The sequence below is a fragment of the Acinetobacter sp. EKM10A genome, from assembly GCF_011075215.1.
Classification (GTDB): Bacteria; Pseudomonadota; Gammaproteobacteria; order Pseudomonadales; family Moraxellaceae; genus Acinetobacter; species Acinetobacter baumannii.
The window spans coordinates 133,645-148,864 of record NZ_JAALLK010000001.1; the positions used below are offsets into that span (position 1 = coordinate 133,645).

Annotated in this window: 11 protein-coding genes; 2 read left to right on the forward strand and 9 right to left on the reverse strand. The window is 38.3% G+C overall.

Annotated features, from left to right (window positions below):
- Nucleotides 1-7: 7 nt before the first annotated feature.
- The 9 genes from G9371_RS00655 to G9371_RS00695 form a co-directional block, all read right to left on the reverse strand.
- A complete protein-coding gene (locus tag G9371_RS00655) occupies nt 8-913 on the reverse strand; it encodes a hypothetical protein (protein ID WP_000744215.1) in 906 nt (301 codons plus the stop codon).
- Nucleotides 891-2,735, reverse strand: a complete 1,845-nt coding sequence (locus G9371_RS00660) for a hypothetical protein (protein WP_002054604.1) — start codon at nt 2,733-2,735, stop codon at nt 891-893. The genes G9371_RS00655 and G9371_RS00660 overlap by 23 nt, the downstream gene beginning before the upstream one ends.
- On the reverse strand, nt 2,736-3,986 hold the full coding sequence (locus G9371_RS00665; RefSeq protein ID WP_000035254.1) for a glycosyltransferase family 2 protein: 1,251 nt from the start codon (nt 3,984-3,986) through the stop codon (nt 2,736-2,738). It abuts the gene before it with no gap.
- Nucleotides 3,973-4,869, reverse strand: coding sequence for a hypothetical protein (locus G9371_RS00670; RefSeq protein ID WP_029423955.1), 897 nt, complete (start codon nt 4,867-4,869; stop codon nt 3,973-3,975). The genes G9371_RS00665 and G9371_RS00670 overlap by 14 nt, the downstream gene beginning before the upstream one ends.
- Nucleotides 4,869-5,609 carry a hypothetical protein gene (locus G9371_RS00675; protein ID WP_029423954.1) on the reverse strand — a complete coding sequence of 247 codons (741 nt, stop codon included), beginning with the start codon at nt 5,607-5,609 and terminating at the stop codon, nt 4,869-4,871. Before G9371_RS00675 ends, G9371_RS00670 begins: the two co-directional genes overlap by 1 nt.
- Before the next feature lie 194 nt (nt 5,610-5,803).
- Nucleotides 5,804-7,246: a cryptochrome/photolyase family protein gene (locus G9371_RS00680; RefSeq protein WP_029423953.1), complete on the reverse strand. Its 1,443-nt coding sequence runs from the start codon at nt 7,244-7,246 to the stop codon at nt 5,804-5,806.
- Nucleotides 7,247-7,348: 102 nt separating this feature from the next.
- Nucleotides 7,349-7,831, reverse strand: a complete 483-nt coding sequence (locus G9371_RS00685; RefSeq protein ID WP_000123995.1) for an FKBP-type peptidyl-prolyl cis-trans isomerase — start codon at nt 7,829-7,831, stop codon at nt 7,349-7,351.
- Nucleotides 7,832-7,966: 135 nt separating this feature from the next.
- Nucleotides 7,967-9,253, reverse strand: coding sequence for an NAD(P)/FAD-dependent oxidoreductase (locus G9371_RS00690; protein ID WP_002131984.1), 1,287 nt, complete (start codon nt 9,251-9,253; stop codon nt 7,967-7,969).
- Between the two features lie 98 nt (nt 9,254-9,351).
- Nucleotides 9,352-10,671 carry a D-alanyl-D-alanine carboxypeptidase PBP6B gene (locus G9371_RS00695; protein ID WP_000667907.1) on the reverse strand — a complete coding sequence of 440 codons (1,320 nt, stop codon included), beginning with the start codon at nt 10,669-10,671 and terminating at the stop codon, nt 9,352-9,354.
- A 172-nt stretch (nt 10,672-10,843) separates the two neighbouring features.
- On the opposite strand from G9371_RS00695, the gene G9371_RS00700 reads away from it, so the two are divergent.
- Together G9371_RS00700 and G9371_RS00705 are read left to right on the forward strand one after the other, a co-directional pair.
- Nucleotides 10,844-12,547, forward strand: coding sequence for a M61 family metallopeptidase (locus G9371_RS00700; RefSeq protein ID WP_000903516.1), 1,704 nt, complete (start codon nt 10,844-10,846; stop codon nt 12,545-12,547).
- A gap of 400 nt (nt 12,548-12,947) precedes the next feature.
- Nucleotides 12,948-15,185 carry an NADP-dependent isocitrate dehydrogenase gene (locus G9371_RS00705; protein WP_000896679.1) on the forward strand — a complete coding sequence of 746 codons (2,238 nt, stop codon included), beginning with the start codon at nt 12,948-12,950 and terminating at the stop codon, nt 15,183-15,185.
- Nucleotides 15,186-15,220: the final 35 nt, after the last annotated feature.

Below are 15,220 nucleotides of genomic sequence, written 5' to 3' on the forward strand. Positions count from 1 at the left end.
AGATCATTTATTTTGAGTTTTCTGGTTCGTTTATGGTGGCGGGTGTGCTGCCATAAACGAGTCGATACCATAGACCGACAATATAAACGGACCATCGGCCCATATAGTGGGGGCCATCAAAAATATAAATTTTTTTCCCTTCATACGCCTTAATTTGAGAGATAATTTCCCAAGGATAGGCTGCACGGAATTGACCATTTTTCTTGGTTCGAAATGCTTCTAAAACAATAACCGTTTTATCTTTTCCAAGTGTCTGTTCAAGTTGATCTAAAATACGTCTAGCTTGTTCGGGAGTTCTTACTCCGACACCTACACCATCTTGGAAAAAAACGCCTGCTTGTTGAGGAAGCCAGCTTTTAACCCATAAATCGTAGTTTTCAGGTTCACTTTCACCACTATAAACACTAACCCAAATAGGAGAGGGTAATTTTTCCAAAACATGTCCTAAGGTACTTACTCTTAGCCATGTTGGGTCGGCTTCTACTGGAAAATAATAGCCTTTTAAAGATGCATCATTTTGTTCTTGAATAATTTGTGCAGATTTTTCTCCCAAAGCAACGACATTAGCACGCGCTTCGTGTTCATTATATTCACCTGCTAACCCCAATATAAGATTTTTAGCCCAAGGTTGCTGTTTAATTTTTTGTAAATCAATGGCTTTTTCCCATTGAGGAAGATTGGAGTTTTTCCACCAAGATTTAGATTCAACGACTGACCATTGGGGAACAAAAGTATTTATTCCTAAGTAATGCCAGTTTCCTTTAGGAGGAGTAGTATCATTGTCAGGTTGCCAGAAGATACCCTCAATAATGGGAGGTTGCCCATGATTTTTGAACAACCCCGCATAACCCACTACACTACATATAATTAAAATAATAAAAGCAGTTATTTTAATTGGTATCTGTTTTTTCATTATTACGTCGTAACCAATACCACAAGAAGATCACTATTATCATAATTGCAGAGATAATCACAACTAATAAAAAGAATGATGATTGCTGAACTAATGGCGCTTTTTGATTACCCACAATTAATTTTTGAAGAACATACATATTGCCGTTTTCAGAAACCAGCATTTTGGTCACATTATTTGGGATTTTATGCTGTATTTTTCCCCATAAATGCATAAAGGTTTGTGCACCGTTTTCAGAGTCTGTAATTACATCGAAGCGGTTATTGTTATAACTTACGATAAAACCATTCGCTGCTGCGGGTGCATAAATAATATTTTGATGCATTAAGACTTGTTGCTGATAAATCTCTTTGTTCACTCTCACATTCACTGCTTGTGGGGAGGTCGGAGAGAAGCGTACTAGGTTCACTGGCATTGGTGCCTGTGTCAGCAGCATGTTTTTAGCGACTTGTCCTAAAATAATGGCAATATTTAATGCCCCTGATTGGTCATCAATTGCAATCGTTGGCTTGGTGGCCAAGGTCATTGAAAGAGCGGCAACACCATTTTTAAGTTTATGGGGAAGTTTTACCGTTGATTTGGCGGTATCAACCCAGAGTGAGCCGTGAGCATTGGGTAAACATTGAGAATTGGCAATAACCGAGTTTTCAAGTTTTAAGCTAAAGTTGGTTGTATTTGAAATTTCCTTGGCAAAGATGTTGAACTGTCGGTTTACAGGGTCGGATGCGAGATCCGCCGTTTTCATACTTCCTGCAAGTCCTCCATCAATCCATGCTGTAATGTTTGAACCTTGTAATAGTCCACTTTGAATACGAAGTGCGATTTGTCCTTGCAAAATATCAGTAGGTTGCCATACTGCCGGAAAATCAAGAAATAAATTCTTTTCGGCATGATTTAGTCGAAAATCCTGAATACCTAGATCTGCAAGCGTATCAATTTTTTTAAATTGCGCCCAAGTTGGTGCTGAAATTGTAGTTGGAAAAATAGCGCTGCCCGTATCAAGCTGTTGCACATAAGTTGGATTAATTAGCCCGTTAATGGCAGCGGTAAGCTCTTGTGGAGTGTGATAAGTAATAGATAGCGTCGGTACACCTTCAGCCGGTTTAGCAATTTGTACTAAGGCTCCTCCTTTGAGTGGGCTTGCCGAACGAATCACTTCAATAATAAAGTTCGTTTCAGGATTTAGATTGGTTTGGCCTGAATCAACCCATTCAATTGGCGTTACGGAGCTCCACGAACTTACTAATCGGCCCAACATAGAGGCTTCGGTAATTTCTTTACGGTTATATTTTAAAATTCCGACAAAAGGTGTAGGTCGTCTAGCCTGAGGGTTAAATAAAGCGTCTGGTAGATCTTTTAAACGGTACTCATTTCGAACAGGCGTAAAGTCGAGTTGAGAATTACTCAAATAAGTTAAGTGATCAATATCTTCTGTACAGAATGTTTCTTTTGTTTGGTTAAGCGTCGTTGGTTTTGCATATTGTTGAATAATAAAATCTAAACGGTGAAAACCGCTCTGGCTGGCAGGAATATTAAATTTGAATTGGCCATCACCATTAAGCGTAGTGTTATAAATGAGCTTATCGTCATATTTGACGAGTACTGTTGTGTCATTTTCAGTTGAGTAGTCACTCGAAAACTGAATGTTTTGCCATTCAGCACCTTTTCCAATATAGAAAAAGTGAGGCTCGACTGTATATTTAGTCGAGGTACTAATATCGTCGAGTTTCCATGTATAAGCATGAGTAGACATGGCAAGCAAAAAACTGGTGCTGGCAAGGAGCACTTGAGCTGTTTGGTAAAGATCAAAAGTCTTTTTCATTTATTTTTTCTCCTTGCTACGTTCCGTTTTGTACCATTGAAGGGAGTTGCCCTGTATTTTATTTTTTAGCATGTCGAATGCGGCTTTAAATACAATAAATAAGAAGATTTGTGAGTAACTTACGTAAGATAAGACCGAGTAAAAGTAAAGTTCTGGTTTAACTTTTTCTAAAGAAAGCGTAAACCACATTTGTGCTACATAGAGACAAAATGAGAGTCCCCACAGTAGTGTAAATGGACCAGGAACTGAAATACCTGCAATATCAAGTAGGCCAAGCGTTAAGGTAATATGACTCCAGAACAAAGCTGGTACAAAAAGGATATAGCACATAATGTTATTTAGAATTTCAATTCCGATTGGGAATGGAGTTCTCAGTGCTACGGGTAAATATTTGCGTGTTACATAAAAATTACCTTGAGTCCAGCGTGAGCGCTGTTTAACGAATACGCTTAACGAAGGAGGGTCCTGTTGCCAACCGATTGCATAGGGAACCCATTTAATTCGTTTTTGTCCGATAAAAATTCGGAAACTCATTTCTGTATCATCGACTAGCGATTTTTCATCAAAACCGCCCAAAGTCTCTAGAGCATCGCGCCAGATGACATAATTTGTTCCCATTAATGTTGATAGTTCAAAACGTTGCCAGCGTCCACCTTGGAAGATCCATTGGAAAAAGATGAATTCAATCGCAATAAAACGAGTCAAAATACTATCTTGCCAGTTACGGGTTCTGACTTTGCCATTTACCGCGACTAGCTTTTTATCGGCTAACAAGGTTTGGGCAAGTAATCGGACGCAATCGGGTTCAGGGGTACTATCGGCGTCGTAAACAACAATTAACTCACCTTTGGCATGGGGAAGGCCATTATTAAGCGTTCTTGATTTACCTTTACCACCCATACCTTTGGGTACATTGACAATTTTTATGCAAGGATAAATCTTTGCGAGGTTTTCTGCGATTTCAAGGGTGTTGTCTTTGGAGCCATCATTGATCAGTAAGACTTCATAAGACTCTGCCGGATAATCCTGTTGAGCAATGGCATGCAAAGTGTCTTCAATCACCACGCCTTCATTATAAGCAGGGATCAAAACACTTAAGATGGGCCATCTTTCAGGTATTGGTAAGTTTTGCAGCTCTTTTTCAGCTGTTTTGGAATACTTCCACGCTTGATAACTTAACCATGCCCAAAATGCTTGTGGAATCCAAATACCTAAAAAGCCAAATAAAAACAGGATATCAATTGGAGCCATTTTTACGGACCCTCCTAATAATAGAAGAGATGAGTACTAATAATAGAATTAACCCCACTACTAAGGAGATCCATGAAATATAGCTACCAAATGTACCCAGAAGATCTGGATAAGTTGTTGTTAAAATCAGATCAAGAGGAACTACAACAACACTTAAACCAATAAATATATAACCTATAAGACTCGTATTCACATGTTCAGGAGTACTGGCATAATCAATATTATTAAATTTCCATGAAATACCGAGTTGAGGATAACGAATATTAGATAGGGATAAGTCGGCAGGAGGATTAATAATAATTTCATAACCTGATACATGGCCGTTAAAGTCTTTGGCCGAATAAAATAAATGCTGACCTTGTCGGATTTCTCTAGATGGTAAAGGGACGGCTGAAGAATTTAACTGGACAATATAACTTCCAGCTGGCTGTGAAATTAAATTTTCATCCCATCCTGTACTTACGAAAGCAGCCATTGGCCTTAAACCAATAGCGGTCGAAAAAGTTGCTTTTGCGGCAAAATATTGAGGTTGTTCAGTTTTAAAAAGCACAATAGGAATAGCACCTTGGCTTACTGCTTCTTTTAACAAGAAATAGTGTGGAAAACCAAACACCTCGTCTGGCAATATAATGCCGGGTCTAATTCCGTTATGGATAAACTTTTGGAAACTTTCAGAGCTAATCTGATCAAGGGTGAAGACAGGCCACCATGTATCTTGATATGGAAAAAACATGGAAAGATCGTTAGAACTTTGCACTTCAGTTTTTATTGGTTCTGCTTTAATTTCGCAATGATAATATTGCCGATAGAACTGCTGTAGAGTGGCATCTGGATATTGGCTAGATGCAATCACAATTCCACAAATGTTAAGAAGATTAGACATTAATTCATCTCCTCAGGTGGAATTGGAATAATTTTATATTCCACCTCAAGACGCAACGTCATAATTTCTCTTAATTTTTTAATAAATTCAGGTTCTTGTTCAGTTTTTTGCTGACGAATCATAATACTGTATATATTTTCGAGATCATCATCTGCAAACTGAAAAACAATTTCATTGGGCTGATGCTGACTCAAAATTTTGATCATTTCGTTTTGAGTTGTTTTCCAGACATCATCGCCTAACATTTCTTTAATCAGACTGCGATTAAGAATTCGAATTTCGAATACTTCATAATCTTGTACATTGTGGTGATCAAGTAATTTAAAAAAACTACGCTGAAAGTATTTTAAAGCACTGAGCGGGAAAATATCGCGGCGATAATTTCGGTCATAGCTTTGAATATCACGGTATTTCTGTACATTAATTTCAATATTGTGGCGTACAGCACTTAGAAAGAGCGGAATTAGGGGAATAATGAATAGTAAAAGTAACTGACGTTCAATATGTGTTTGTGCGCCTAAGTCGAGTAAAAAGTATACGGCAACTCCAATAAAAGCCACTAAACCTACAATTAAAGACAAACCGACTTCTAAAAAAGCACCTGAAATTAAAAGAAGAAGAATAAAAATCCAACTTCCTCTAAAACTCACAGGCAGCCACTCGTATGCAACCATTCCCATAAATAGATGAGCTGCGATAATCCATAAGACGAGTGTTCTACCAGGGTGTTTTTGTTGCATGTGGCCTATGCTACCTTTTTTGTAATGTTAATTTTTTTATACTTTTATAATGAAAGGTGTTGATTTGCGAAGTAGTTGTTGTTTCTGTCCTTTTTAGGTATCTATTATGTTTATTTGTAGATTAAAGCCACTGTATAGTCAAACCTTGTTATTAATTTTTCATCAAAAATAAACAGAGCAGACTCAATTGTTATCTAAATATTCTTGAAAGTTTTAATTGCTTTAAGACGTGTTTCTTTTAAATCTACTATGGGTTTTGGATAATTTAAACCAAGATCGGTTTTGCTTGAGTAGGGTTCATGAATCGTTTTATTGTCCAAATGAGCCAATTCTTTCACCCATTGGCGAATATATTCTCCCTCCGGATCAAACTTCTTTGATTGAGCGATTGGGTTGAAAATCCGAAAATAAGGTACGGCATCTGTTCCTGTTGAGGCACACCATTGCCAACCGCCATTATTTGCGGCGAGGTCACCATCAATTAAATGTTGCATAAACCATTGTTCACCAATGCGCCAATCAATCAAAAGATTTTTACATAAAAACATGGCTGTAATCATACGTACTCGATTATGCATCCAGCCTGTTTGTAAAAGTTGTCGCATCCCAGCATCAACAATAGGAATACCGGTTTGACCCATTTGCCATGCGGTTAAATGTTCTGGATTATGATTCCATTTAATCTTCTGAGTATCTTTCTTAAACGGGATGTGTTTAGAAACATGCGGAAAATCAAATAAAATATGTTGGTAGAACTCTCTCCAAAGAAGTTCGTCTAACCATGTTTGTTGACCTTCATTGACTAAGTGAAAGTTGCCATGTTGATTACGAAAGAGTGCTTGTAAACACTGTCGAACAGATAAAATACCAATATTTAAATAAGGCGAAAGCTTACTTGTACCTTGTATATGAGGAGAATCGCGCTCGACGTTATAGTGACAAACCGATTCTTCAATAAATTGATCTAACTGTTCTAATGCGTATTGTTCGCCAACAGGCCATAAATCTTGCTGTTCTTTTGAGAGAGATGAGCAAAATAGCTTTTCAATTTCGTCTAAATCAATATTTTCCCCCTGTAAAAAATCTAGTGGTACTTCATTTTGTTTATTAGGGACCGGATAACATTGAGGTAAACCGCTTGTGTCGAGCTTTGTATAACAGGCTTTTTTGAATGCACTAAATACTTGATATGGTTGTTGTGATTGGTTACGGATTGAACGTAAAGGAAAAATAGTACGGTCATGGAATAAAAATAGTTCTTTGCCATGCCGATTTAAATAGTCTTGTACATTTTTATCTCTTTTTAATTCATTTACGCCTATTTCGATATTGGCATACACATTTTCAATATTATATTTCTTGCTGAAATCAGAAATAAAGTTTGCGATCTCTTTCCAATAGGGAATGACTTGAATAACTAGTGGAATATGAAGTGCTGATAACTCTTTCTGAAGCGTTCTGAGTTGTCGTAAATAAAAACTTATTTTTATTGGAGCATCGGCGTGTTGTTTCCATTGCTCTGGCGATAAGATGACTAAACCGAGTGAAGGTCCTTGCTGGCTGGCGTGCCATAAAGCTGCATGATCATGTATACGCAAATCTTGGCGAAACCAAATGAGCTGATAAGCATTTGACATGCAAGTCCCTAAAAATAAATTAACTCTATGAATATTATATAAATTAAAGACATAAAAAAGCAAAGCCGAAGCTTTGCCTTTTATTATCTTCTAAAAGAAGACTTAGTGGTGATGACCACCCGCACCGTGTACGTGACCGTGATCTAATTCTTCTTGAGAAGCTTCACGGATTTCTACGATTTCAACTTCAAACGTTAAATCTTGACCAGCAAGTGGGAAGTTTGCATCAACGATAACGTTGTCACCTTCAACCGCTTTAACAGTAACGATTTGAACGCCGTCATCTGTTTGAGCTTGGAATTGCATACCTGGTTGAATGTTATCAACGCCTTGGAACATTTGAGCAGGAACTTCTTGTACTAGGTCTGGGTTATATTCGCCATAACCTTCAGCAGCTGGTACGTTAACAGTGAATTTATCACCAACAGTCTTACCAGTTAATGCATTTTCTAAACCAGGAATGATGTTGCCTGCGCCATGCAAATAGGCAAGTGGTTCACCTTGAGATTGATCAAGTGTTTCACCCTCAGCGTTTGTTAATTTATAGTGGAATGAAACCACGTGGTTATTTGCAATTGCAGTCATGTTTTTGATCCATTCAATCAATTAAAGCGTACATCATAAAGTGAAAAATAAATTTTGTAGACTACAAAATCTCAATCTTTAACACTTTTTCTAATGCGTTTTTATCTAAATAGGGATGAACTTAAAAAATTCAACTCAATACAGCTTAATTTTTGGTCGTACTCGTCTTGTAAGTAAATCTTTCATTGTGAGTAGTCCAGCTTGAGTGTATCCGTGAATTGTTGCTTGATGTAAACGGTATAAAGATACATACATCGTTTTAGCAATATATCCTTGGACACTGACATCCCCCAGTAATTCTCCAACCGCTTTATTACGACTTAAAGACACAAGTGAACCTTTGTCATTAAAAGTAAACATCGGTTGTGATCGGCCATTTAGCCTAGCAGCCATAGCATCGACTAAAAAGCTCGCTTGTTGACTAGCAACTTGAGCACGTGGTCCGAGAGGCGGGTGTCTTGCATCAAGTTGGCAATGCGCACAATCACCAAATGCAAATACATTAGGATCGGAATAGGTCTGCAGCGTTGCATAGACCATTAAGCGGTTAATATTGTCACGTTCGAAATCGCTAAGATTTTCAAGTACTTTTGGTGCTTTTACCCCAGCTGCCCATACCGTAATATCACTGTTGAGCTGGTTACCATTACTAAAATAGATACAGTGTTCATCAATTTTTTCAACACGGTGTTTAGTTAAAATTTCAACACCCATTTTTTGAAGCTGTTTTGCGCTATGCTCAGCTGTTTTTTCACTTAGGGCAGGGAGGATGCGTTCTGAGGCCTCAATCAGTGTAATTTTGACTTGATTCGGATGGATCTTTTTCAAACCATAGCGATAAAAGTTTTTGGTCGTTTCAATCAGTTCAGCCGCAAGTTCGACACCTGTTGCCCCCGCACCAATAATTCCAATATTTAATGTACGTTGATCGGGTTGATTTTGCGCTTCGATATATAAATGTAAAAGATCTTGCTGGAAAATATCCGCCTGTTTACGGCTATCGAGGAAATGGCAGTTTTCACGAACACCGGGTGTATTGAAATCATTTGATACTGAACCAAGCGCTAAAACCAGTGTATCGTAACTGAGTTGTTGAATATGGGTATTTTGTTCTTTAGAGACTTGAGGGGGAATTAAATCAATTATTTTCTTATCTTTATTTACTGCTGTTAATGTTCCCAACACAAATTCATAGTGGTGTTTCTCTGCATGGGCAAAATAATTGGTTTGCTCTTCGTGAGGATTTAAAGAACCCGCCGCAATTTCATGAAGTAATGGTTTCCAGATATGAGTTAAATTTTGGTCAACCAATGTAATTTTGGCTTTACCATTTTTCCCAAAAGTTTCACCAAGTTGCGTGGCGAGTTCTAAACCACCAGCGCCACCACCGACAATAACAATATGATGTAAGTTTTGGGTCATTTTTATCACCTAATTATTTTTCTATAAAAAAAGATGGCTGAATTATGCCATCTTTTCTTTATAAAATTTATTGTGCATCTGTGCACAATTTGATGTTTTTAGTGCGAATCTATAGGGTAGAGTTTTGCTGCACTGTGCTCACTTGATGAAAAGATTGAGAATAGGCTTGAGAACCACATCATAATTCTTTGGAAAATATTTGCTTCTTCAATGTGTACATCATTTTCAATTTGAAGACTGCGAATGAGCTGGTTATTTTGATAAATTGAAACTGTTGCCAAATTCATTGCTTTCATTAACGGTGCTGTTAACTTTTGCTCATTTAACTGAATATTTACACGTGTTTGAGTTGTTTCAAGTGGAGCAATAACTTTAGGTTGTTGATTGCTATCAAGAACTTGAATACGCTGTGTAGCATAATCAAACGTATTTAAATCAATTGGTGTTGGCTCAGCATATAAAGAAGTCGTAACAATGGTTGGCTGCTTAGTTTCTACTTTAAACATTTTTAAAGTTGATTTAATAACAGGCAATTCAGCAATTAATTTTTGCTCAGGAATAACCACTTCATCACGTGTATAAGCATAAGCAAGATTCATTAATTTATCTGCAATTTCAGCACGTTTCACAGCACTTGGTGTACCTAAGACAATTACCAGTAAACGTCTTTGCGGTAAGTTCGGTGAAAATGAAGGGCGTGAAGCTGTTAGAGCCAAGTTATAACCTGCTGCTTTGGTATAGCCAGTTTTTAAGCCATCTACAGATGGATCGTATTTGAGCGCAAGGTTCGTCGCGTGGTGAAAACGTTGATTGTAGCTAAAGCTCGGCATTTTCGAATAATGTAAATATTCAGGGGTCTGGTGAATCACTGCCTGACTTAATAAGCTCAAATCATGAGCTGTCGTGTAATGATCCGGCATTGTAATACCAGCAGGGTTACTAAAGTGCGTGTCTTTCATACCCAGTGCTTGTGCTTCTTGATTCATACGTTGTACGAAATGAGGCACATCACCAGAAATTTTTTCAGCTAAAGTCACAGCTGCATCATTTGCAGACATAACAATTAAACCAGCCAAGAGCTGATCAACTGAAATTTGCTCGCCCGCTTTGAGGTACATTTGGGATTCATCCCACTGCACCACGCTTACGACTGGTGTTGCAGTAATGACTTCGTTCAGTTTTAACTTTCCAGCCTTAATCTCTTTTAATGCAATGTAGGCCACCATCATTTTGGTTAAAGATGCTGGCGCACGTTGTACATGACTATTATGCTCAGCAATAATTTGACCAGATTGGGTATCTACAATTGTCCATGCAGCGGCTTCAACACTTTCAGGAGCAATATTAAGTAGAGCAGCATTGGTAAGAGTAGTACAGAAAATACTAAACAGCGTAAAAAGAGATAGGAAGAATTTCACTAGGTGACCTTGACGTTTACTGGCAAATACGGAACACAGATGCCCAGCATGCTATGCCTTTTTTTTGTAGAAGGCTAGTGTGAATTGTTGCCAAAAAATACATCTACGCAAGTCGATACAAAAAAGTGATAATCTAATGTGAAACCGTTCTTATTTTTAAATTGAAGAATTTATGTTGCATTATCAAATTGAGTTCGATGATTACAAACAACACCTTGTTCACGTGACAATTCGCTTTTTAGCGAATCCAAATCAGGAACTATGGTTGCCAACGTGGATTCCGGGCAGTTATCTCATTCGAGAGTTTTCTAAGCACATCGAGGCAGTAAAGGCCTATGATGAAGCTGGACGCATGCTCAATATTAAAAAGACTGAAAAAAATCGCTGGCGTTTATTTAACACCGATCACGAGTTAATTACTGTTGAATATGATGTTTATGCATATGATTTATCAGTACGTGGTGCTTATGTAGATCAAACGCGTTTATATATTAACCCTGCCTGTGTGTGTTTAGGCTTAGAAGGCCAAGAACAATCTGCATGTGAATTAGAAATCTTTTTGCCGGATGAATTAAAACACTTTCAGTTAGCAACAGGATTAGCTTCAAAAAGTTTAGTAAAAGGACGTTTTACTTTAAAAGCTGATCATTATGATCAACTCATTGATAGTCCATTTGAACTGGCTGATCAAACGCGTTTTAGCTTCGAAACGCATGGAATTGAACATGAGTTTGTAATTTCAGGTACTCACGCTACGAATGTTGATCGTTTAAAAACGGATATTGAAAAAATTTGTGCAGCCGAAATTGATCTGTTTGGTTCAGCACCGTTTAAAAACTATACCTTCATGACTATGGCAACAGGGAATAGTTACGGTGGGTTAGAGCATTGCAATAGCACAAGTCTGATTACTCCACGAGATGATTTACCGAAATCGAATGAACCCACTGAACCTTCGAAAGATTATCAACGTTTCTTAGGTTTATGCAGTCATGAATATTTTCATTCTTGGTTAGTAAAGTTTATCCGTCCAGAAAATTTTGCGAACTACAACCTACATCAAGAAGGCTATACCTCGCTACTGTGGATTTTTGAAGGGTTTACTTCGTATTACGATGATTTAATTTTATTACGTAGTGGCGTGATTTCCCAAAAGTCTTATTTAGATTTGTTGAAGTCACAGATTGATCGCTATTTGCAAAACCCGGGACGTTTTGTTCAAACAGTAGCAGAATCAAGTTTTGATGCTTGGATTAAATTTTATCGTCAAGATGAAAATTCGAATAATGCAGGCACGAGCTATTATAACAAAGGTGCATTAGTTGCCTTGTGTTTGGACTTAGGCTTACGTTTACGTGGTTCTAGCCTTGATGCCTTAATGCGTCGATTGTATGAAAATACGCAAAACGGTGTTCAGGTTAATGAGCGTACAATTTTTGATTTATGTGAAGAGCTAACAGGCGATAGTTGGGTAGAGCAAATCAATCATTTGATTAATACTACTGAAGAGTTACCACTTGATCAGTTATTTCCTGAGTTTGGTTTAAGTTATACGCTTAAAAATGATAAGACTTTAGCTTATGGTTTAAAGCTAGCTGATAAGCCTGAAGGTGTGTTAGTACAAAATGCTCACCGTGAGGGAGCTGGTGCTAAAGCGGGTATTTCTGCTAATGATGTCATTATTGCAATTGATGGACTAAAAGCGACCACAAAACTTATTGAGAAATATGCTAAACAAAAGGGTAATTACTCAGTCTTGGCTTTCCGCCGTGATGAGTTATTGTCGTTTGAAGTTACAAGTGACAGCATAAACTTAACTGAAGTTGAACTTATTATTGAAGATCAAAGCAAAGCTGACAAATGGTTAAAAGCCTAAATAACCGTTAATTAATTTATAAAAAACCGATGTTTCGTGCATCGGTTTTTGTTTTTTCCTAACTTCAAAACATAGAAAGAGTCTTTATCTTTGAGTTTGTTTTGAATGAAAAGTATAATAATTGTCAGAACTCTGAAAGATATCTCATGTAATTTAAGACTGTTCTATACCTAAAAAGTTGGTAAAAGCGCATTTATTACCATAAGTTAGGTATAAGATTATTATCGATAGATTTAAATTATGTATTATTTCGCTGCGAAATGTCGTTATCACTGGATATTTCGTTGACTGAAAGCCAATGAGAGCCGATACTCTCAGGGTTTTATTTAAGCATATCGGTTCGTAGGCACTGGGCCAAAAGCTCGGTCCTCAAAACTCAATTCAACGGAAGGGGCTATATATGGCTGGTGAAAAGTCAACCATCATTTACACACTGACTGACGAGGCGCCATTATTGGCGACTTATTCGCTACTGCCGATCATTGAGACCTTTACTAAGCCAGCTGGTATCGAGATTGTTAAAAGTGACATCTCTGTAGCTGCACGTGTGCTCGCAGAATTCGCTGACTACCTAAGTGAAGAGCAAAAGGTATCCGACAACCTTGCTGAGCTAGGTCGTCTTACACAAGATCCAGATACTAACATTATCAAACTCCCAAATATTAGTGCCTCTGTTGCGCAATTGACAGCATGTATTAAAGAACTTCAATCTAAAGGTTATGCAATTCCTGACTATCCGGAAAACCCAGCGACTGAAGAAGAAAAAACAATCAAAGCTCGTTATGGCAAATGCCTAGGTTCAGCAGTAAACCCTGTTCTTCGTGAAGGTAACTCTGACCGTCGTGCTCCTGCTGCCGTTAAAAATTACGCTAAGAAACACCCTCACTCAATGAGCGAGTGGAAACAATGGTCGCAAACTCACGTTTCACACATGGAAGAAGGTGACTTCTACCACGGTGAAAAGTCAATGACACTTGACCGTCCACGCAATGTAAAAATGGAACTTATCACAAACAGTGGTAAGAGCATTGTTCTTAAGCCAAAAGTTGCGCTTCAAGAAGGCGAAATCATTGACTCAATGTTCATGAGCAAAAAAGCGCTTTGCGACTTCTATGAGAAACAACTTGATGACTGCCGTGAAGCAGGAATTTTATTCTCATTACACGTAAAAGCGACAATGATGAAAGTTTCACACCCGATCGTTTTCGGTCACTGTGTGAAAATCTACTATAAAGAAGCTTTCGAAAAACACGGTAAGTTGTTTGACGAATTAGGTATTAACGTAAATAACGGTATGGCTGGGTTATACGAGAAAATCGAAACTCTTCCAACCTCATTACGTGAAGAAATCATTGAAGATTTACATGCTTGCCAAGAACACCGTCCTGCACTTGCGATGGTTGACTCAGCAAAAGGCATCACTAACTTCCATTCACCTAACGACATCATCGTAGATGCTTCTATGCCTGCAATGATCCGTGCTGGTGGTAAAATGTGGGGTGCTGATGGTAAGCAATACGATGCTAAAGCAGTAATGCCAGAATCAACATTTGCCCGTATTTACCAAGAAATGATCAATTTCTGTAAATGGCATGGTAACTTTGATCCAAAAACAATGGGTACAGTACCAAACGTTGGTTTGATGGCTCAAAAAGCTGAAGAATACGGTTCTCACGACAAGACTTTTGAAATTCCTGAAGCAGGTATTGCAAATATTACTGATCTTGACACTGGTGAAGTGTTATTGACTCAAAATGTTGAAGAAGGCGATATCTGGCGTATGTGTCAGGTGAAAGACGCTCCGATTCGTGACTGGGTAAAACTTGCAGTAACTCGTGCACGTAACTCAGGCATGCCTGCGATCTTCTGGCTTGACCCATACCGTCCACACGAAAATGAATTGATCAAGAAAGTACAGAAGTACTTAAAAGATCACGATACGACTGGTCTTGATATCCAGATCATGTCTCAAGTACGTGCAATGCGTTACACACTTGAGCGTGTAGTTCGTGGCCTCGATACAATTTCTGTAACCGGTAACATCTTACGCGACTACTTAACTGACTTGTTCCCAATTATGGAACTTGGTACTTCTGCGAAAATGTTGTCTATCGTTCCGCTTATGGCGGGTGGTGGCATGTACGAAACTGGTGCGGGTGGTTCAGCACCTAAACACGTACAACAACTTGTGGAAGAAAACCACTTACGTTGGGATTCGCTTGGTGAATTCCTTGCGCTTGCAGTTTCTCTAGAAGAAATGGGTATTAAAGAAAATAATGCTCGTGCGAAGTTACTTGCGAAGACACTTGATGAAGCGACTGGTAAATTGCTTGACAATGACAAGTCTCCATCACGTCGTACAGGCGAACTTGATAACCGTGGCAGCCACTTCTACTTGTCACTTTACTGGGCAGAAGCACTTGCTGCACAAAACGAAGATGCTGAGTTGAAAGCTAAATTTGCTCCACTTGCAAAAGCATTAGCTGAAAACGAACAAAAGATCGTTGCTGAGCTTGCTCAAGTACAAGGTAAACCAGCTGATATCGGTGGTTACTATGCAGTTGACCCAGCGAAAGTAAGCGCTGTAATGCGTCCAAGTGCTACATTCAATGCAGCGCTTTCAACTGTTCAGGCTTAATTACTAATTCATTAGTACATAGCTAAAAGCCGGTG